We start from the raw sequence: 19,698 nt of genomic DNA, 5'->3' as shown, positions 1-19,698 counted from the left end.
CTACGCCGGAGCGAAGCGAACTGGGCGCCGAGCCTGGATCGACGTGCTTCCGGGCCGGCTGAGCGGCGCCGACGCCCTGTTCGAGAAGCTCGCGGCCGAGGGGCCCTGGCGCGCCGAGTTGGTCAGCACCGACCGAACGACGGGGGAACCTCACTTCGCCTGTCCGACCACCGCGTGGGCCGCGGGAGTGTCACTCGGTAGAACGACGTCGGCGAAGCCAGGCCGCAGCCAGCATTCCCAGAACCATCAGCAAACCGCCGGCCGCAATCACGATGTACTTCGCGCTCAGAAGCCGAGTGCTCCAGCCGGCAGCCGCAGTATCACGCGGAACAGGTGAAAGTGTGCCCCTGGGAGTACCGGGCGACGGGGATCCGAACGAGCCATTCCCATCAGGAGCCCCACCATGCGGACCTGCACGGTCCCCGTCGTCACGGTCGTTGACGCAGTGGGCGGCCGGGAAGGGAAAGACTCGCTCGTGGCGGTCGAAGGCCTTCGCCACGAAGAGCGGGTGCACCCTGAAGAAGTCACGAATCTCAAACTCATACTGGGCTGTGGTATGGGTGGGATACTTCACATCCATATACCCCTCGACAGAAAAGTTGGCCCACGGTGCCACCGGCGACGAGGACGAGGACGAGGACCCCGATTCCGCTTCGAGGAAGAGTGCCTCGGGCCCACGTCGGCTATTGGTGAGAATCACCCTCAGTCTCTTGTCGATGAGCACGACACGGCGCTGGCTGTAGCAGTGCCGCCAGGGATTGCTGTGACCGCGGTCACCGTCCCCGTCATCCAGCCACGGGGAGCCGGACACATACCGTGCAGACCCCTGCGCAGCGACGCCGACCGACGGAAATACGAAGGCGATAGCCGCACCCGCCAGCGGAGCTGCAACCCAGAGGCGAAGATTCATTCGATGACCTCCATGACAGGCGGACGCAGGCGACCGCCTGCTGCGCGATACATGTGCACTTAGAAGAAGCTATGAGAAATCAACTCGCCGCATCGTGAACATCCTCGTGGAGCCGTATTCCTTGTCACTCAACCGCAGCAGCCTCATGGCCACCAAGGCGCTTTCCGACGGCGCGGAGCATGAGGGCGCTGGCGTTGCGCAAGCCGTGGATGTGCGACAGAGCCGGCTGCACGAGCGGGTCGGGCTCCGGGCGTTCTTTTCGTTGCGCCCGTCTGATCACGCGGTGATGTAGACCGCGGACAGGTCGTCGTCGGCGTGCTCAAGGGCGGTGCGCCGCCAGCGGGGCAGCAGCGCTTCGGTGAGCGGCAGGTGGGTGCCGAGGCCGTATGCGGCCTGTACGGCCAGCTCGGCGTCCTTGACGGCGTGTTTGAGCGCGAAGGCGGGTGCGAAGTCGCCGGCCAGCATGGTGCCGGCCTTCTGCACCGCATACGGCGACCCGAGCGGGGTGACCCGCAGCAGTTCCACGATCGAGGCGGGGTCCAGGCCGAGCCGGCCGGCGAAGGACAGTACCTCCGCGGTGGCTTCGACGAGGTCGACGAGCCAGCTGTTCAGCACCAGCTTCGCCTTGGTGCCGTCGCCGGCCGGTCCCAGCCAGACGGTGGCCCGGCCGAGCGCGCCGAAGACCGGGACGAGGATGTCACGCACCCGGTCGGGGCCGCTGGCCAGGATGATCAGCTGCCCGGTGCGGGCCGGTCCCTGGCTGCCGGAGACCGGCGCGTCCACGAACGTCACCCCGTGGCGGCCGGCTGTCATGGCGAGCCGGGCCGACCAGCGGGCTCCGACGGTGGCCATCTGCACCCAGATCAGTCCGGGGCATCGGGCCAGGAAATCGTCGGGGCCGTTCGCGGCCCGCTCGGTGGCGGGCCCGTCGGCGAGCATGGTGATGAGGATTCCGGCGCCCTGGACCGCCTCCGCAGGGGTGTGTGCGACGAATGCTCCCTGCTCGGCCAGGGCGGTGGCGCGGCTGCTGGTTCGGTTCCACACCCGCAGCTGGAAGCCGCTGCGGACCAGGTTCTCGGCCATGGGGCGGCCCATCCGTCCGGCGCCCAAGAAGGCGATCACCGGTGTCTTCGCGGTGCGGTCGCCGAGTGCGGCCGGAGTGTCGTGCGGCGAGGGCGGCTGGGTGGTGGTCATGACATTCCTTCCGGGGTGGGACCGCCGACGGAGACCGCGGTGGCCATGATGTGGTCGATCCCGGCCAGGTCGGACCGGCTGAGGTGAAGGTCGAGGGCGCCGAGGCTCTGCGTCAGGTGAGCTGGGGTGCGGGCGCCGACGATGGCGACCTGGACGGCGGGGTGGGCCAGCACCCAGGCCACCGCCAGTTCGGCGACCGATGCGCCGCGGTTGGCTGCGAAGGCGCGCAGCGCCGCCACCACGTCGAGATTGCGGACGAGCCCTGGACCGGTGAAGGCCGGGCTGCGGCCGCGCCAGTCGTCGGGATCGAACGTGGTGTCGGGGGTGATGGTCCCGCCGAGCAGCCCGTGGGCCAGTGCCCCGTAGGCCAGCACGCCGACGTGGTGCTCGGTGGCGTAGGGCAGGAAGTCGGTTTCGATGCCACGGCGGAAGAGGTGGTAGGGCGGCTGAACGGTTTCCACCGGCAGTACGGTGGCGAACTCGGTCATCTGCGCGGGGGTGTGGTTGGAGACGCCCACGTGCCGGATCAGCCCCTGCGCCGCCAGTTCGGCAAGCGCGGCAGCGGTGTCCGGCAGGGGGGTGTGCGGGTCGGGCCAGTGCACCTGATACAGGTCGATGTGGTCGGTGCCGAGCGCTTCGAGGCTGGCTTGCACTCCCTTGCGCAGCCACGCCGCACTGGCGTCCCGGACCAGCCGGTCCCCGTCCATGCGCAGCCCGCCCTTCGTGGCGATCACGACCGACTCGCGGTCCGAGCGCAGCTCGTCGGCCAGTGCGGTTCCGAGCAGCCGCTCGGAGCGGCCGAACCCGTAGGCCTGGGCGGTGTCGAAGAAGTTGATGCCCATCGACCTCGCGTGCCTGATCGCCTCGATCGCGACGCGCTCGTCCACGGGTCCCCAGTCCCCGCCGAACTGCCACGTGCCGTACGCGACCGGGGTCACCGCAAGTCCGGATGCGCCCAGTGTCACCGTCCGCATGTCGTCCTCCTCAGGTGGGCGGAACCTCCTGTCTCGACGCTCACACCCACCGGAAGCCGCCGGTAGTGGCCCTGCGCTTGCCGGGATACAGGCTCTCGTTGTACCGGGCAGGCGTGACGCGGTCGCCGGCCGATGCCGGAGTCGGCAGTACTCAGCGACCCGGACAGCAACCGGGCGGCCTGCGTCGATCGGCCCTCCAGGAGTGCGACACGCGGTGGTGTGGCGTCGGAAGTCAAGGGGCGTGCCGGCGACGGCACTTGCGCGCAGAGAACGCGTGGCGTGGGCCGGGCGCCGTCACGCGGCGGAACGGCGGGGGATGCCGGTGCCGGTTGCCGGCTGCGCGCCGGATGCGGGCCGACGGGTCCGCCCAGGTTGATCGCGGCGCGTGATGTGAGCGATCAGGTCGCGTGCCACACCGCTCGGCGGGGTGGCGGCGCCGTCCCAGATGACGCGCAGCGTCCTGCGCAGGTCGAGTTCCGGTGTCCGCACCGTCACGAGCCGGCCCGTGGCCAGATCGTCCTCGACGGCCAGTTCGCTGATGACGGCTGGTGCGGTGCCGGCCAGTGCGGCGCTGCGTACCGCCGCCGTGGTGGGCAGCGACAGCGCCGGGACGACTTGGGGGGCGCCACGACCGAGCACCGCGGCCAGTGCGGCGGTGAGGGTGTCGAGGGTGCCGGAACCGCCCTCCCGGCTGACCAGCGGTGTGGCGGCCAGTTCGGCGGCGCCGACCGGTCGGCGGCGGCGAGCCCAAGGGTGGCCCGGAGTGACCACCACGGCGAGCCTGTCGTGGCCGACGACCCTGCCGTGGAGCCCGGCCGGCCGCTGGGGGCCCTCGGTGAATCCGAGGTCCGCCGTGCCCTCGGTGACATGGGCGATCACTGTGGTGGTGTTGATCGCGGTCAGCAGGATCTCCGGCGCGGCGCTTGTCGGTCGCCGTGCCGCACGGAAGGACGACAGCCAGCCCGGCAGGAGCTGCTCCGCGATGGTCAGGCTGGCGCTGACCCTCAGCCGGTCACGGCGGTCGGCCCGCAGGGCGGCGATTCCGGCGTCCATCTCGGCCGCGACACCCAGCAGCCGGGCGGCCCACTCGGCGATCACGACACCTTCGGCGGTCAGTCTGGAGCCGCGCGGACTCCGGTGCACGAGCGTGACGCCGGTCTGGGCCTCCATCGCCCTGATCCGCGCCGAGACCGCCTGCTGGCTCACCCCCACCGCCCGGGCGACGCTGTTCAGGCTGCCCTCCCGCGCCACGCCCAGCAGCACTTCCAGCGCGGCCAGGTCAGGGACGTGCGTACTGAGAGCCATGTGCGCCCTCCCAGCTCCAAGCCGGGGTTGTATCCCTCAAGCGTACGGCTCTACCGGAGCGGGCCGTCCTCTGCGAGCTTCGAAGACATCACCGGGGACGCCGTCAGTCCACCCGGCGGAGGGCGCGGCCGGGAATCCATCAGATCTTACGGCACGCCCCGCACGGCGCCACCGCCCTCTTTTCGGACTCCACGTCTTTCCGGACTCCGCGTTGGGTCGCCGCGTCAGCGCATGTGCGTCACTTCTCGATGTCCAGCACCGCCATCATGCCCCGGTCCTCGTGATTGAGGATGTGGCAGTGCAGGACGGTCTTGCCGGTGTAGTCCTTGAAGCGCATCCGGATGACGAACCGGCCCTTGGCGGGAACACTCGCGACGTCCTGCAAGCCGTGACCGTGGTGCGGACGGCCGTTGATGCTCATCAGCTGGAAATGATTGGTGTGCACGTGGAAGGAGTGTTCCTCGTTGCTTTCGTTGACCACGGTCCACTCCTCGATCGTGTTCAGCTTGGCCCGGATGTCCACGCGGTTCGGATCGAACTGCTTGCCGTTGATGTAGAACTTGGTGCCGGCTGCGTTCTCGGAGAACACCACGGTGCGCCGCGCGGCGATCCTGGCGTGGCTCAGATCCACCGTCGGCGCGAAGGACGAGGTGGGCAGCGCCGTCGGTGACGCGGAAGGCCCTGCGGAGACCAGGGTCGCCAAGGTCGCCTGTGGGAAGGAGTTGCCGCCGGGGCCGGTCTGGTACGGGAGCGTCTGCAATTCGGTGCGGCCGGCCGGACCGCCCTGTACGAGCACGTCGAAGCGAGCCCCGGCCGCAAGGAGCAGCGAGTCGGCCGTCCAGATGCGGTCGACGGGTGTGCCGTCGTGGGCGACCACACGGAACTTCTGGCCCTGCAGGTGGACCTTGTAATAAATGTTGGCGCTGATGTTGGCCAGCCGCCACAACTGGGTCTCACCCGGCCGGATGCGGATGACCGGGTTCAGCTGGCCGTTGACGGTGCGATGGGTGGGCGCACCGATGTGAAGACCCTGGGTCTTGACCGCGTCGCCCTGGAGCTGGAAGTCCTTGAGCGCGATGGCGTGCTCGGTGATGTGGCGCAGGTTCGCCGGAAGGTACTGCTGCAGGCCGTCGACGACGAGGAGGCCCGACATGCCCCCGGCGACCTGCGCCGCGGAGGTGTGGTCGGTGTGTGGGTGGTACCAGTAGGTGCCGGCACGCAGAGTACGGGGGAACTGGAAGGAGTAGTGGAACGTCTGGCCCGGACGGATGTGGAGGAAGACGTTGTCGGCGGCGCCGCTCGGTGACACATGCAGACCGTGCACATGCAGGTTGGTCTCGTCGTTGAGCGTGTTCTTCAGGGCCAGCTCCATCTTGTCGCCCGGCCGGATCCGCAGCGTCGGCGGCATGTAGCTGCCGTTGTAGGTGAGAGCCCACAACGCGTGGCCGCCGAGGTTCACGCGCCGTCTCTCCACGACGATGTTCGCCCGCAGCAGCCCATTGCGACTGGCCAATTGCGCCGGGTCCCTGAGAGGAGCCCCCGCGGCGAACGAGGGTGTGGGCGACGGCGACGACGGCGTCGACGACTCCGACGACGCGCTGGTACAGCCGCTCATCAGGGCACCGAAGGCGGCAAGGATCAGCGCCATGGTGAGGCAAGACAGCCTGGAACGGGATCGCATGACGCCTCCGCTGAGGGACACCAGGGTCGCGTAACTGACCACCACGAAACCCCCGAAGGAAGCCGCACGCAGCCCGACTGAGCCGTTCGAGCGGCGTTCTGCACCCCGATGCGCGGCGACGTGGCCCGGTTGGTCGGGCAAGGCAAAGGCGCACGTGGCGCGGCGTGCGTCGCCGTCGGGGTGGGCGCGGGGGGGGGCAGGTGCGGCAGGCCGGCAGAGGTTGGCGGTTCCGGGGACGCCGCGGCCTGCACCGGCCGTCGGGCTTGCGGGCCGTGCGGTACATCGCGTCGACAGCCTTCCGCGTACGCGTCTCGTCAACAGCGGCAGAGAGCACCGCCGACGTTCCCGGGTTTCACTGGTTCGGTCGTTGCCCGGTCGGCGTAGTTCGTTTCCTCGAATTCGGTGGGGCTGAGGTAGCCGATGCGATTCTGGATGCGGCGGGACCGGCAGAAGGCGTCGATGTATTCAACGAGCGCGAGGTTGTGTACCGCCAGGGCTCAAGGATTGGCCGCAACGCTGTATGTCGCCGCGTGTCGTATTCAAGGATCCAGGCCCCGTGTGATGATATCGCGACAGCGAGGGTGATGACGATGGCTACTGGTCAGCACACCCATGCGTCATCGGCTGTCCGGCGGCACGTGCGAAAGGCCGCATCGGCGCTCGGGCGACGGTCCTCAGCGGCGGCGCACTCACCTGGTCCTCGCCTTCATTTACCCCCTGCGATGCGCATGAGCGAGAGGAATCCATTCCATGACAGATGACAACGAAAATGCGCGCGCGGAACGATCACAGGGGAACTTGAGCAGGCGACGCCTTCTTCAGGGGACAGCGGGTACCTTCGGTGCCGCTCTGGCATCCGCCGGCATCTACGAGGTGATCGACAGCATTGTGACACCACCGGACCGGGCCACTGCCGCCGACAACATCCAGGAACAATACATCCTGCAGAACGAGCAAGTGATCAACATCGACGGCTCGGGCGTGAAGAGCAGCAAGGGCACGATCGCGGCCCGGGTGCCGGCCCTGCACGATCACGTCATTACCGCAAAGCTGAATGTACCGGCGAAAGCCAAAGCGTTGCAGGAGGCGGCACACCACCTCGAGTCCGCCCTCCTGGATCTGGAACGCCATTTTCCGCCCACTCCTTCAGGAGTGGCCATCACGGTAGCCTGGGGACTCCCCTACTTCCACCACTACATCCCAGTCCTGGGCAAGACGTCAGACTTCTTCAAGGCGGGAACACGTTACCCAGCGTATCTGCCGGTCGATTTGCAGACCTCCAAGACGGAGCACCGCACCGTATATGCGCTCCAGGAGGCAAGGACGTTTCCCAGCGACCAGCCCCCGCCTGGCTTCGGGCCGGTCCGCTTGGAACAGAACGACGTGGCCGTGCTCCTCCGCAGTGACTCGATCGACCGAATCAAGGACGTCCAAAAGGCCCTCTTCGGGCTTGGAAGCAACCAGGCGGGCAGCCTGTTCAAGGTCACGAGTATCCGCCAGGGATTCTCCGGGGGCGGTTTCTACGGGCAACAGGGCCTGCCGAGCAAGCTGGCACTGAGGGCCAATATCCCCGGCGCACACCAAATCCCTCGGCAGGCGCAGGGCTTCCTCGGCTTCGCCACCACCCTGGACTCGAACATGGGACCCGACAACATCGTGAGCCTGGAGACCCTGCCCGGCCTCACCGATCAGTGGCCCAACGGTTACTTCAAACAGGGGACCACCATGCATCTCTCGCACCTGTTTCAGGACCTGGTGGCCTGGTACGAACAGAAGTACCCCACGTACGCGGATCGCGTCCAGGCGATGATCCAGCCCGGCCTCTCGCCTGCGCCGGGGACGTATGCCTTCCAACCACCAGGTCAAACCGAGGCCGAAGTGGAGCAAGGGGTCAAGCGGTACCACGCCTACGGCCACACGGGGAGCATGTCGCAGGTGGACAGCACCACATCACCGACGACCAGCAATTACGGGAAGAAATATCCCGCGGGGACGACCATCCCCGTACGCGGCGATTTCGACACGCTGGACAATCCGTTCCACTACACATCCGATCCGACGGGAGACCACTACAGCAACAAGAAAGCGGCCGGGGTGCACTTCATTGCGTTCCAGCCGACCATTGGAATCTTCAATCGCGTTCGGCTCGCGATGGACGGCCACTATTCCGACAGGACGCTCCCCATGGAACCGCGCAGTCCCCACGCCGGCATCAACTCGGTCCTGCACACGACCCACCGGCAGAACTATCTGGTTCCACCACGCCGCCACCGCTCCTTCCCGCTCGCCGAGTTCCTCGTATGACACGAACCGCGAGCCGCGCCCGCAGGGCTGTCGTGCCCATCCTGAGACCAAGCCGGCCCTGGCCAACATCCCCGGGGCCATGACGATCCAGGCCACCGTCCCCAGTGGCATCCGGCTGCTGTTCACTCGCTGGCGCTTCGACGGCGCCCACCGGTGCGGGGCGACGGCGTATCTGGTTGGCTGTCCCCCGACGATCGGCCGCACAGGGCTCGGGGAGATCATGCGGGCAGAGGTACACCAGGTCGCCGACGGCACCTATCTGGTGCACGGCAACCACGTCAACTGGGTGATCCTGAAGGACGGGGACGCCGTCACGCTGGTGGACACCGGCTATCCGGGCGACCGCCAGGGAGTCCTGGACTCCCTGGCCGAGGTGGGCAGTTCACCGGAGGCGGTGGCCGCCGTGCTGATCACCCACGCGCACAACGACCATCTGGGCTCGGCCGAGTACCTGCGCGCCGCCCACGGCACCCCCGTCTATCTGCACCCGGCCGAAGTGCCGCACGCCCGACGGGACTTCCTGCAGCAGGCCACCATCGGGGACGTGGTGCGCAACGCCTGGCGGCCCGGTGTCGTGCCGTGGGCGCGGCACGTCATCAAGGTCGGCGGCACCCGGCACAACCCCGTCACCGAGCCCGAGCCGTTCCCGGCCGAGGGCCCGCTCGACCTGCCCGGCCGCCCGGTGCCCGTGCACACCCCGGGCCACACCGACGGCCACTGCGTCTACCACCTGCCCGAGGCGGGCATCGTGATCTCCGGCGACGCCCTGGCCACCGGCCACGCGACCTCGCGGATCAAGGGCCCGCAGATGCTCCTCGACTTCTTCCACCACGAGCGCGCCCGGGCCGTGGCCTCGCTGGAGTTGATCGGCGCGCTCGACGGCGACACCCTGCTGCCCGGCCACGGCCCGGTGCACCGCGGCCCGGTGCGCGCGGCGGCCCAGCAGGCGCTGGAGCGGGCCTCCTAGAACGGCCGCGCGGGGCCTTAGGGTTCGTGTCATGGCCTTGCACATCAGCGCCACGAACCCGGAGCACCCCGCCCTGCTGCTCGCCCTTCCCTGGGACGTGCCCCTGGAGGAGTGGCCCGAGGAATACCTCGTGCCGCTCCCGAGGGGCATCTCCCGGCACGTCGTGCGGTACGCGCACGCCGGTGACGAGGTGATCGCCGTCAAGGAGCTGGCCGAGCGCCCCGCGCTGCGCGAGTACGAGCTGCTGCGCGACCTCGACCGGCTCGGCATCCCCGCCGTCGACCCGCTCGCCGTGGTCACCGGCCGCACCGACCGCGCGGGCCGGCCGCTGGAGCCGGTCCTGGTCACCCGGCATCTGCGCGGCTCGATGCCGTACCGCTCGATGTTCGAGACGACCATGCGCCCGGCGACCATGCACCGGCTGATGGACGCCCTCGCCGTGCTGCTGGTGCGCCTGCACCTGGCCGGTTTCGCCTGGGGCGACTGCTCCCTGTCGAACACGCTGTTCCGGCGGGACGCAGGCGCCTACGCCGCCTACCTGGTCGACGCGGAGACCGGCGACCTGTACCCCCGGCTGAGCCCCGGGCAGCGGGAGTACGACCTCGATCTGGCCCGGGTGAACATCAGCGGCGAGCTGCTGGACCTGGAGGCCTCCGGTGCGCTGCACCCCTCCGTCGACCCGGTGCAGTTCGGGCACGAGATCTGCACCCGGTACCAGGGGCTGTGGCAGGAGCTGACCCGCACCTCGGTGTACCCGGCGGGCAAGTACCACTACATCGAACGCCGGATCCGCCGGCTGAACGACCTCGGGTTCGACGTCGCCGAGATGCAGATCGAGCACTCCTCCAACGGCGACACCGTCACCTTCGTGCCGAAGGTCGTCGACGCCGGCCACCACCAGCGCCAGCTGCTCAGACTGACCGGCCTGGACGCCGAGGAGAACCAGGCGCGCAGGCTCCTGAACGACCTGGAGAGCTGGATGGCCACCCAGGACGACTACGCCCCGGGCGACCCCCTCGCCGCCCGCCCCGAGGTGCTGGCCCACCGCTGGGTGCGGGACGTGTTCCGGCCCACCGTGCGGGCCGTGCCGCCCGAGCTGCGCGGCTCGATGGACCCGGCGGAGATCTACCACGAACTCCTCGAGCACCGCTGGTACCTGTCCGAGCGCGCCCAGCACGACATAGGCCTCGACACCGCCGTCAAGGACTACATCGACAGGGTGCTGCCCAAGGCACGGGCCGGCCTGGAGCCGGTCGAGGCCGAGTAGCTCAGTCGTGCGGGACCACGGCGACCGGGCACTTGGCGTGGTGCAGCACCCCGTGCGCGACCGAGCCGATCCGCGCGCCCACGGCACCGCGGCGCGCGCGGCGCCCCACGACCACCAGCTGGGCCCGCTCGGTCGCCGACAGCAGCACCTGGCCCGCACTGCCCATCTCGACCTGCTCGGCGACGGGCACCTCGGGGAACCGCTCCCGCCACGGCCGCAGCGCCTCAGCGAGCGCCTGCCGCTCGTAGGGTTCGAGGCCGCCTGCGTCGTCGAGGAGCTTGAGCGAGCCGGGGCTGTAGGCGAACACCGGCGGCAGGGTCCACGCGCGCACGGCCCGGACGGTCGCGCCGCGGGCCGCCGCCGTCTCGAAGGCGAACCGCAGCGCGGCCGCGCTGTCCTCGGGGTCGCCGTGCTGGCCGACCACGACATCCCGCCCGGCGGCCTCCGCCGCGGGCCGGTCCCCGGCGCGCACCAGGACCACCGGCCCGGTCGCCTCGGCGATGACCTGCTGCCCGGCCGAGCCCAGCAGGAACCCGAGGACGGCTCCGTGCCCGCGCGAGCCCAGCACCAGCATCTCGGCCTCCGCCCCGGCACGGACCAGCGCGTCCACGGGGTCGCCCTCGACGACGTCGACGCTCACCGCCGCCTCAGGATGCCGTTCGCAGGCGGCCCGCACGGCGTCGGCCACGCCCTGCGACGCCCATCCGTACTGGGTGTCGCGGTCGGCGGTGGCGAGCGACTCGGCGTAGCGCCAGGCGTGCACCACGCGCAGGGCCAGCCCGCGGCGTACGGCCTCCCGGCACGCCCAGTCCAGCGCGGCCAGACTCTCCTCGGTGCCGTCCACTCCTGCCGTGATCGGGCGTGTCATGCGTGATCCCCTCGCTCGTCGCCGCCGTCGTGGTCCTGGTGCCCACTATCGGGCACCGGCGCACACGGGCCCGGTGATCTTTGCGCCGCCCGGGGGGCCGGGCCGCCTGCCCTATCCCAGGGCGAACCGGGGCGATCGAACATACGATGGCTGGGAACCGGCGCGGTGGTCCCCACGACACCGATCCGTGACAGCGAAGCTCGGGGTGGGAGACGTATGGCACAGGCCGCCGACACAGCGCGGACCGTCATCCTGACCGTGGACGACGACCCGGGGGTCTCCCGTGCCGTCGCCCGCGATCTGCGGCGGCGCTACGGCGAGTCGTACCGGATCGTGCGCGCGGAGTCCGGGCAGTCCGCGCTGGAGGCGCTGCGCGAGCTGAAGCTGCGCGGCGACCTGGTGGCGGTGATCCTGGCCGACTACCGGATGCCGCAGATGAACGGCATCGAGTTCCTGGAGCAGGCGCTGGACGTCTATCCGGGCGCGCGGCGGGTGCTGCTCACCGCGTACGCGGACACCAACGCGGCGATCGACGCGATCAACGTCGTCGACCTGGACCACTATCTGCTCAAGCCCTGGGACCCGCCGGAGGAGAAGCTCTACCCGGTCCTGGACGACCTGCTGGAGGCCTGGCGCTGCAGCGCCTACCGGCCCGTGCCCAGCACCAAGGTCGTCGGGCACCGCTGGTCCGCCCGGTCGTCGAACGTGCGCGAGTTCCTGGCCCGCAACCAGGTGCCCTACCGCTGGTACTCGGTGGAGGAGCCGGAGGGCCGGCGGCTGCTGGCGGCCGCCGGAGCGGACGGCGCGCGGCTGCCGCTGGTGATCACACCGGACGGCGGCACGCTGGTCGAGCCGGAGGCGCCGGAGCTGGCGGCCCGGGTGGGCCTGGCGACGACGCCGACGGCCGACTTCTACGACCTGATCGTGATCGGCGGCGGGCCGGCCGGGCTCGGCGCCGCCGTGTACGGGGCGTCCGAGGGGCTCAGGACCGTGCTGGTGGAGCGGTCGGCCACCGGCGGGCAGGCCGGGCAGAGCTCCCGGATCGAGAACTACCTGGGCTTCCCCGACGGGGTCTCGGGCGCCCAGCTCACCGACCGGGCGCGCCGGCAGGCCGCCAAGTTCGGCGCGGAGATCCTCACCGCCCGCGAGGTGACGGCACTGGAGGCCAACGGCGCCGCCCGTGTCGTACGGTTCGCGGACGGTACGGCCATCGCGGCGCACAGCGTGATCCTCGCGACCGGCGTGCAGTACCGGCAGCTGGAAGCCACCGGCTGCAGTGATCTGACCGGGTGCGGGGTGTTCTACGGCTCGGCGCTGACCGAGGCCGCCGCCTGCCAGGGGCAGGACATCTACATCGTCGGCGGCGCCAACTCGGCAGGGCAGGCGGCGATGTACCTGTCCCGGGGCGCCAAGTCGGTGACGCTGCTGGTGCGCGGGCCGGACCTGTCGGCGTCGATGTCGCACTACCTGATCCAGCAGATCAACGAGGCGCCGAACATCTCGGTGCGGCCGCACACCGTCGTGGACTCGGCGCACGGCTCGGACCACCTGGAGCAGCTGACGCTCCGTCACACGGTGACCGGCGAGAGCGAACGGGTCGACGCGCAGTGGATGTTCGTGTTCATCGGCGCCGCGCCGCTGACGGACTGGCTGGGCGACACGGTGCTGCGCGACGAGCGCGGGTTCATCCTGGCCGGGCCCGACCTGACCGCCGACGGGCGGCCGCCGGCCGGCTGGGAGCTGGACCGGCCGCCGTACCACCTGGAGACCAGCGTCCCCGGCGTGTTCGTGGCCGGTGACGCCCGTGCCGAGTCCGCCAAGCGCGTGGCGTCCGCCGTCGGCGAGGGAGCGATGGCCGTCATGCTCGTCCACCGGTATCTGGAACAGTCATGAACGACGGGGAGCAGCCATGAGCGGGCGGATCATGCCGTGCAGTCCGAAGGAGATCAGCTCGCTGTTCCTCTTCGAGAAGCTGAGCCCCGAGCAGCTCGGGCGGCTGTGCAGCGAGGGGCGGGTGGAGCTGTTCGAGCCCGGCCCGGTGTACACCGAGGGCGACCCGGCGACCTGCTTCTTCGTGTTGATCGAGGGCACGGTGGTGCTCTCCCGCCGGGTCGCCGGCGACGACGTGGAGGTCAGCCGCACCTCGCAGCGCGGGGTGTACGCGGGTGCGATGCAGGCCTACCTCGGCGACCGGGTGCGGCAGGTGTACAACAACTCGATGCGGGTGACGGAGCCGTCGCGGTTCTTCGTGCTGCCGGCGGACATCTTCGCGGACGTCATGACCGAGTGGTTCCCGATGGCCGTGCACCTGCTGGAGGGCCTGTTCTTCGGCTCGAAGAACACCCAGGCGGCGATCGGGCAGCGGGAGCGGCTGCTGGCGCTCGGCTCGCTGTCGGCCGGGCTCACGCACGAGCTGAACAACCCGGCGGCGGCAGCGGTCCGGGCCACCTCGACCTTGCGCGAACGGGTCGCCAAGATGCGGCGCAAGCTCGCCGTGATCTCCGAAGGGCCCTTCTCCCGTGACGCGTTGGCGAGCCTGATCGAGATGCAGGAGCGCACCGCGGAACGGGTCGCCAAGGCCCCGGTGCTCACTCCGCTGGAGGCCGCCGACCGGGAGGACCTGCTCACCGACTGGCTGGAGGACCACGGCATCGGCCAGGCCTGGCAGCTGGCGCCGGCGTTCGTGCAGGCCGGGCTCGACGTGGACTGGCTGGAGCAGGTCGCGGCGGCCGTGGACCCGGAGATCCTGCCCGGAGCCGTCGGCTGGCTCAACTACACCATCGAGACCGAGCTGCTGATGAACGAGATCGAGGATTCCACCACCCGGATCTCGCATCTCGTCGACGCCGCCAAGCAGTACTCCCAGCTGGACCGGGCGCCCTACCGGGTGGTGGACGTCCACGAACTCCTCGACAGCACGCTGCTGATGCTGTCCGGCAAGATCGGCGCCGGCATCAAGGTCGTCAAGGAGTACGACCGCACGCTGCCGCCGGTGCCCGCCTACCCGGCCGAGCTGAACCAGGTGTGGACCAACCTGGTCGACAACGCGGTGTCCGCCATCAACGGCGCGGGCGGCTCGGGCACGTTGACGGTGCGCACCGCGCTCGACCGCGAGCGGCTGCTGGTCGAGTTCCGGGACACCGGTCCCGGTGTGCCGCCGGAGATCAAGGACCGGATCTTCGACCCGTTCTTCACCACCAAGCCGGTCGGCGAGGGCACCGGGCTCGGCCTGGACATCTCCTGGCGGATCGTCGTCAACAAGCACCACGGCAGCCTGCGCGTCGACTCGGTCCCCGGTGACACCCGTTTCCAGGTGCTGCTGCCGCTGACCGCCGAGACGCCGGAGGAAGTGGAGGAAACCGTATGAGCACCGTCGAAGGAGTCGACCCGGGCGTCCCGCCCAGCGGCCCGGGATGTGTGGAGTGCGAGGCGGCGGGCGGCTGGTGGTTCCACTTGCGCCGGTGCGCGCAGTGCGGGCACATCGGCTGCTGCGACGACTCCCCCGCCAAGCACGCGACCGCCCACTACCACGCCACGGGGCATCCGGTGATCCGGAGTTTCGAGCCGGGCGAGGAGTGGTTCTGGAACTACGCGACGGACGAGCTGTACACGGCGGGACCCGAACTCGCGCCGCCCGCCAGCCATCCCGCGGACCAGCCGACGCCGGGACCCGCCGGGCGGGTGCCGGCGAACTGGGCGGAGACGTTGCGGGGTTGAGCACCTAGCGGGTCGGGGGGTGCCGTGCCCCTGCGCGCGTCTTCCGCGTCCGGCCGGTCAGCGGGTGCAGTGGAGGCTGCTCAGGCGGACGGCGTCCGCCAGGGCCCGCATGCCGCGGTCGTCGGTGTGCAGATGGTCGCCGCCGTCGAGGGCCGGCCGCAGCCGCGCGGGGTCGTGCGGGTGGCGCAGGACGCGGTCGAAGTCGGTGACGGCGTCGAACTCCCCGGTGCCGCGGATGAACCGGTTCACCTTCCGGCGTACGGCGTCGGCGCCCGGGTCCCATTCGGGCCGGCCCTCGAACGGGCCGATCGTGGCGGCGACCACGCACTTGCCCGCCGCGTGCACCCGCCGGGCGATCTTCCGGTAGCCGGCGATCAGGTCCCGCGGGCGGACGCCGGTGTGCGCCTTGAGGTCGTTCACCCCCTCGAAGAGGAACACGGTGCGCACCCCGGGCAGGGACAGCACATCCCGGTCCAGCCGGCTGAGGGCGCTCTGCCCGGCGCCGTCCGCGAGCACCTGGTTGCCCGCGACGCCCTCGTCGGCGACGCCCTGGACGGCCGCGTGGGCCCGGTGCAGGCGGCGGGCCAGGTAGTCGGGCCAGCGGCGGTCGGTGTCCGGCGTGGAGTGCCAGCCGTCGGTGAGGGAGTCGCCGAGCACGGCGACGGCCCCGGTGCCCGGGCGTGACGGCCGTACGGACACCGCGTCGAGGTACCACCAGGCGCCGGTCGTCCGCGTCCACTGGGCGCCGCTGTCCTCGGCGGTGTGGTCGCCCTGGCCGGTGTACGACGTCTGCATCGCGAGCCAGTGGCCGGTCGCCGGTCCCGCCGCGTCCGGGGTGTGCAGGCTGACGGCCAGATCGGTGCCGGCGGGCACCCGGCCGGGCACGGGGTCGCTCCAGGCGGTGCCGCCCGCGGGGACGGTGACCGTGCGGGCGCGGCCGAAGGTCAGCCGCCGGTTGCTGCCGGGCCGCAGGGCGGCGCCCGCGGCGCGCACCCCGGCGTGGGCGTCGTCCACGGTCAGCGGCCGGTCGCCGAAGGCGTTGCTCAGGCGGACCCGCAGCTCGTCGCCGCCGACGCTGGTGTGCACGATCAGCCGGTAGTCCTGGCCGGCGGCGCCCTCGCCCAGGCGGTCGGCGCTCGCCGCCCAGGTCACGACCCCGGCGGCCGGCTCGGGGGACGCAGGACGGGCGCCCACGCGGGCGGGCGCGGACTGGCAGGCGGCGACGGTGAGCAGGGCGGCGGCGACGCGGCAGCCGCGGGCGAACCGGCCGGTCACGGCGCGACGTCCAGGTGCGTGCCGGACCCGCCGGGCCGTCTGCGGGTCCTCCGGGAGACAGCTGCCCATCCCACGCAGATCATGGTCGCGCCGACGCCCCCGTCGCGCACCTCGACGGGTGTCCCGTCCGGCGCGGGTGGTCTCGCCGCGGTTGTCCGGGGCCATCCTCTCCTCCAGGCGGTGACGCACGGGCAGGGCCGTACCGGTGCCCTGCAGCGCCCCGGACATGCGGATGCCCGGACATGCGGATGCCCCGCGCGGGGCGGGGCATCCGGTGGTGCGGCGGCCTTGCGTCAGTGACGGGCGGCCGGGGTGTTGGCGGCGGTGACGTTGACCGCGGCCCACGCCTTGTCCACCGTCTTGTACTCGGTGCTGCTCGCGCCGTACAGGTCCTTGGCCGCCTTCAGCGTCGCGTTCCGCGCGTCGTGGAAGTCGGTCGTGGAGACCATGTAGCGGGTCAGGGCACGGTAGAAGATGGCGGTGGCCTTGGTGCGGCCGATGCCCGTGACCGTGGAGTGGTTGTAGGTCGGCGAGTTGTAGTTCACGCCGTTGATCGTCTTCTTGCCGCTGCCCTCCGCGAGGAGGTAGTAGGCGTGCGAGGAGACACCGGAACCGGCGTGCACCTCGGTGTAGTAGGTGTCCGGCGACCAGTAGTCGATGGTGCCCTCGAGCTTGTCGAGCGACGGGTGGTCGAGACGGCGCAGGAACTTCTGCGCCAGGCCCAGCTTCTCGCCGATCAGGTAGTCCCCCGTGTCCTTCGGGTTCTTGGCGTAGAACTCGACGTTGGAGCCGAAGATGTCCGCGAGCGACTCGTTCAGCGCGCCCGGCTCGCCGTACTGGTTGCCGTCGGAGTCGACGTAGGTCGGCTCCAGCTTGGCGGTCGCATCCACCACACCGTGCGTCAGCTCGTGGCCGGTGACGTCGAGGACGACGAGCGGCTTCTTGAACATGTCGCCGTCGCCGTCGCCGTACAGCATGCAGTTGCAGGTCGGGTCCCAGAAGGCGTTGGCGACCTTCTTGCCCCAGTGGACCATCGCCTGGGCGGCCTTGCTGTTGTTGGCTATGCCCTTGCGGCCGAAGGTGCTCTTGTAGAAGTCCAGGGTCTTGGTGACGCCGTACTGGGCGTCGGCCGCGGCGCTGGCGCGGCTGCTGGTCGTGCCGTTGCCCCACACGTTGGTCGTGCTGGTGAACTTGGTGCCGGCGCTGAACTTCTCCGTGTACGAGCCCTTGGCGTCGCGCGTCTCGGTGCCGTACCGGCTCGGGTCCTTCAGCTGGTAGTGGCCGCGCGAGGTCTGCGTGGTGGTCAGGCCGACGGAACCCACGAAGAGGGTCTTGCCGGTGCCCTTGGCGGCCGACGGGTAGCTCGTCGTGGCGCCGGAGACGCCGGAGCCGAGCAGGCTTGCCTCGGGGGAGCCGGTGCCGGTGGCCGGGTCGATGGTCTCGCCGTGCTCGCGCAGGCTCTGGAGCAGCTTCGGCGACAGGAACTCGTCGCTGTCGGGAGTGTTGCTGCGCACCTTGCCGGTGACGGCGTCGACGACGACGGTGTGCGAGCCGCCCTGGTCGTCGGTGACGCTCACCTGGTAGGAGAGGGCGGAGGAGCCGTCGCGCGCATCGACGACGAGCTGGGCTGCGCCCGCCTCGCCCTTGGCCGCCCGGGCGGCCTTCGCGGCGGCCTGAGCGGCGGTCAGCTCGGCCTTGGCGGAGGCCGGCTTGACGGCGTGATCGGCGGCGCGGGTCACGCCGGTGTAGGCCAGCTTGTGGTCGAGGTGGACGACGAGGTCGCCGCCGAGGACGGGCAGGCCGTCGTGGGTCCGGACGAACCGGACGTGCCGGGCGCCCTCGGGGTCGAGCATGACGTCCTGCGCGTGCAGTGCGTCGCCCTGTGAGACGCCGGTCGCCGAGGCGTGGGCGAAGGCCGCGGTGCGCGCCGCCTCAACCACCGCGGTGGCGTTCGTGGTGGCGGACGCCGAGGACCGCTCCACCCCCGTCGAGGGACCCGCGAATGCCGTACCGGCCAGGCCCGTGGCAGCGGTCGTCACCGCGATGGCGACGGCGACGCTGCGTATGTGCGGTCTACGCAAGGATCAAGGTTCCTTTTTTGTCTACAGCAGCCGGGGTCACCAACCGCCTTGAGGCGTGGCGCGGTTGCGCGCCACGGGGGCTGGTCGGGCCCCAGGGCGTAACCCTTGCGGATCAGTCATGTGCACGTAAAGGCGGAATGATCGATTTCGCGACCTTCTATGGCAATCCTTTACGAATGCGTGCCACAGAGTGATCACTGACTGACCAACTGTGTGTCGCCTGTGGAGACGTTCAGGCCACCCCCTGGGTTGCACGGCCGGAATGTGAGCGACGTCGCATGCCTTCGCGTGGGCGGGGGCCACTGGCGCCGGCGCTTTGCGGGAAGACACCATGTCCCGCATGAAGGGTGATCTCTTTTCCAGTGAGCACGTGGTGCAGCCGGCCGTGGAGCCGGGCATGTCCGTCGAGAACGCCAAGTGCATCAAGTACGCGGTGGACGGCGAGATGTACGCCCGCCAGGGCGCGATGGTCGCCTACCGGGGCAGCCTCGCCTTCGAGCGCAAGGGGCAGGGCGTGGGCGGCATGCTGAAGCGTGCGGTCACCGGTGAGGGGCTGCCCCTCATGGCGGTGCGCGGGCAGGGCGAGGCCTGGTTCGCGCACGAGGCGCAGAACTGCTTCATCGTCGAGGTCGAGCCCGGCGACCGATTCACGGTCAACGGCCGCAACGTGCTGTGCTTCGACGCCTCGCTGTCGTACGACATCAAGACCGTCAAGGGTTCGGGCATCGCCGGCGGCGGCCTGTTCAACAGCGTGTTCAGCGGGCACGGCCGGCTCGGCCTGGTCTGCGACGGCAGCCCGCTGGTCATCCCGGTCTCGGCGCAGGCGCCGGTGTACGTCGACACCGACGCGGTGGTCGGCTGGACCGCGGACCTGCAGACCTCGCTGCACCGGTCGCAGTCCATCGGCTCCATGCTGCGCGGCGGCTCCGGCGAAGCCGTGCAGCTGATGCTCCAGGGCGAGGGTTTCGTCGTGGTGCGCCCCAGCGAGCTGACCGCGCAGAAGGCCCAGCAGCACTGAACCTTCACAGGGTGATCCGCACCGCACGGGCAACCCGCCTCGCCGTACCCGCGTCTTGATCGTCGACAGACCGACACGCCCCGGTCCTTACGGCCGGGGCGAATTCGGACCCACCTATACACGCCATGTATACACGC

At 70.4% G+C, this 19,698-nt stretch carries 17 protein-coding genes and 1 pseudogene; 9 read left to right on the top strand and 9 right to left on the bottom strand.

Annotated elements, in window-relative coordinates:
- Nucleotides 1–7: 7 nt before the first annotated feature.
- Nucleotides 8–118, top strand: a pseudogene (locus tag AB0950_RS11930) (alpha-ketoglutarate-dependent dioxygenase AlkB); the annotation flags it as partial.
- 72 nt (nucleotides 119–190) lie between these two features.
- On the opposite strand, the gene AB0950_RS11925 reads toward AB0950_RS11930, so the two are convergent.
- Entirely contained in the window at nucleotides 191–910 is a 720-nt protein-coding gene (locus tag AB0950_RS11925) for a hypothetical protein (protein ID WP_366778420.1), read from the bottom strand.
- Nucleotides 911–1,004: 94 nt separating this feature from the next.
- On the opposite strand from AB0950_RS11925, the gene AB0950_RS11920 reads away from it, so the two are divergent.
- On the top strand, nucleotides 1,005–1,202 hold the full coding sequence (locus AB0950_RS11920; RefSeq protein WP_360145591.1) for a hypothetical protein: 198 nt from the start codon (nucleotides 1,005–1,007) through the stop codon (nucleotides 1,200–1,202).
- On the opposite strand, the gene AB0950_RS11915 is transcribed toward AB0950_RS11920, so the two are convergent.
- From AB0950_RS11915 to AB0950_RS11895, 5 genes are all read right to left on the bottom strand, one after another.
- Entirely contained in the window at nucleotides 1,187–2,104 is a 918-nt protein-coding gene (locus AB0950_RS11915; RefSeq protein ID WP_366778419.1) for an NAD(P)-dependent oxidoreductase, read from the bottom strand. The genes AB0950_RS11920 and AB0950_RS11915 overlap by 16 nt on opposite strands.
- Complete coding sequence (locus tag AB0950_RS11910) at nucleotides 2,101–3,078, bottom strand: aldo/keto reductase (protein ID WP_360145597.1); 978 nt, start codon at nucleotides 3,076–3,078, stop codon at nucleotides 2,101–2,103. The genes AB0950_RS11915 and AB0950_RS11910 overlap by 4 nt, the downstream gene beginning before the upstream one ends.
- 294 nt (nucleotides 3,079–3,372) lie before the next feature.
- A complete protein-coding gene (locus tag AB0950_RS11905; protein WP_366778418.1) occupies nucleotides 3,373–4,383 on the bottom strand; it encodes a LysR family transcriptional regulator in 1,011 nt (336 codons plus the stop codon).
- 238 nt (nucleotides 4,384–4,621) lie between these two features.
- A complete protein-coding gene (locus AB0950_RS11900; protein ID WP_360145600.1) occupies nucleotides 4,622–5,896 on the bottom strand; it encodes a multicopper oxidase family protein in 1,275 nt (424 codons plus the stop codon).
- A 482-nt stretch (nucleotides 5,897–6,378) separates the two neighbouring features.
- On the bottom strand, nucleotides 6,379–6,558 hold the full coding sequence (locus AB0950_RS11895; protein WP_360147118.1) for an IS3 family transposase: 180 nt from the start codon (nucleotides 6,556–6,558) through the stop codon (nucleotides 6,379–6,381).
- Between the two features lie 256 nt (nucleotides 6,559–6,814).
- Here AB0950_RS11895 and AB0950_RS11890 point away from each other — a divergent pair, with 256 nt between their 5' ends.
- The 3 genes from AB0950_RS11890 to AB0950_RS11880 all read left to right on the top strand — a co-directional run bounded on the left by AB0950_RS11890 (nucleotide 6,815) and on the right by AB0950_RS11880 (nucleotide 10,602).
- The gene (locus AB0950_RS11890) at nucleotides 6,815–8,368 is read left to right on the top strand and encodes a hypothetical protein (protein WP_360145603.1); all 1,554 of its coding nucleotides are present in this window, start codon (nucleotides 6,815–6,817) and stop codon (nucleotides 8,366–8,368) included.
- Between the two features lie 220 nt (nucleotides 8,369–8,588).
- A complete protein-coding gene (locus AB0950_RS11885) occupies nucleotides 8,589–9,335 on the top strand; it encodes an MBL fold metallo-hydrolase (protein WP_360147121.1) in 747 nt (248 codons plus the stop codon).
- 31 nt (nucleotides 9,336–9,366) lie between these two features.
- Nucleotides 9,367–10,602: a DUF4032 domain-containing protein gene (locus tag AB0950_RS11880; RefSeq protein ID WP_360145606.1), complete on the top strand. Its 1,236-nt coding sequence runs from the start codon at nucleotides 9,367–9,369 to the stop codon at nucleotides 10,600–10,602.
- A gap of 1 nt (nucleotide 10,603) precedes the next feature.
- Here the strand turns inward: AB0950_RS11880 and AB0950_RS11875 are convergent, their stop codons facing one another.
- Nucleotides 10,604–11,470 carry a universal stress protein gene (locus AB0950_RS11875; protein WP_366778417.1) on the bottom strand — a complete coding sequence of 289 codons (867 nt, stop codon included), beginning with the start codon at nucleotides 11,468–11,470 and terminating at the stop codon, nucleotides 10,604–10,606.
- A 216-nt stretch (nucleotides 11,471–11,686) separates the two neighbouring features.
- On the opposite strand from AB0950_RS11875, the gene AB0950_RS11870 reads away from it, so the two are divergent.
- The 3 genes from AB0950_RS11870 to AB0950_RS11860 are packed head-to-tail and all read left to right on the top strand — an operon-like array spanning nucleotide 11,687 to nucleotide 15,187.
- Nucleotides 11,687–13,363: an FAD-dependent oxidoreductase gene (locus tag AB0950_RS11870; protein WP_360145612.1), complete on the top strand. Its 1,677-nt coding sequence runs from the start codon at nucleotides 11,687–11,689 to the stop codon at nucleotides 13,361–13,363.
- Nucleotides 13,364–13,379: 16 nt separating this feature from the next.
- Entirely contained in the window at nucleotides 13,380–14,837 is a 1,458-nt protein-coding gene (locus AB0950_RS11865; protein WP_360573772.1) for an ATP-binding protein, read from the top strand.
- Nucleotides 14,834–15,187 carry a UBP-type zinc finger domain-containing protein gene (locus tag AB0950_RS11860; RefSeq protein WP_360145618.1) on the top strand — a complete coding sequence of 118 codons (354 nt, stop codon included), beginning with the start codon at nucleotides 14,834–14,836 and terminating at the stop codon, nucleotides 15,185–15,187. Before AB0950_RS11865 ends, AB0950_RS11860 begins: the two co-directional genes overlap by 4 nt.
- Nucleotides 15,188–15,244: 57 nt before the next feature.
- Here AB0950_RS11860 and AB0950_RS11855 read toward each other — a convergent pair whose 3' ends face one another.
- The gene (locus tag AB0950_RS11855; RefSeq protein WP_366778416.1) at nucleotides 15,245–16,462 is read right to left on the bottom strand and encodes an SGNH/GDSL hydrolase family protein; all 1,218 of its coding nucleotides are present in this window, start codon (nucleotides 16,460–16,462) and stop codon (nucleotides 15,245–15,247) included.
- Nucleotides 16,463–16,755: 293 nt separating this feature from the next.
- Nucleotides 16,756–18,543 carry a M4 family metallopeptidase gene (locus tag AB0950_RS11850; RefSeq protein WP_366778415.1) on the bottom strand — a complete coding sequence of 596 codons (1,788 nt, stop codon included), beginning with the start codon at nucleotides 18,541–18,543 and terminating at the stop codon, nucleotides 16,756–16,758.
- A 340-nt stretch (nucleotides 18,544–18,883) separates the two neighbouring features.
- Between AB0950_RS11850 and AB0950_RS11845 the strand changes: the two genes are divergently transcribed.
- Nucleotides 18,884–19,561 (top strand): AIM24 family protein, encoded by a 678-nt coding sequence (locus AB0950_RS11845; protein WP_360145627.1) that lies wholly within the window; start codon nucleotides 18,884–18,886, stop codon nucleotides 19,559–19,561.
- The last annotated feature ends 137 nt before the right edge of the window (nucleotides 19,562–19,698 follow it).

The sequence above is a fragment of the Streptomyces sp. NPDC007189 genome (genome assembly GCF_040703635.1).
Classification (GTDB): Bacteria; Actinomycetota; Actinomycetes; order Streptomycetales; family Streptomycetaceae; genus Streptomyces.
Note: the sequence above shows the minus strand (reverse complement) of the source record. Positions and strands in the feature narration are given on the sequence as shown.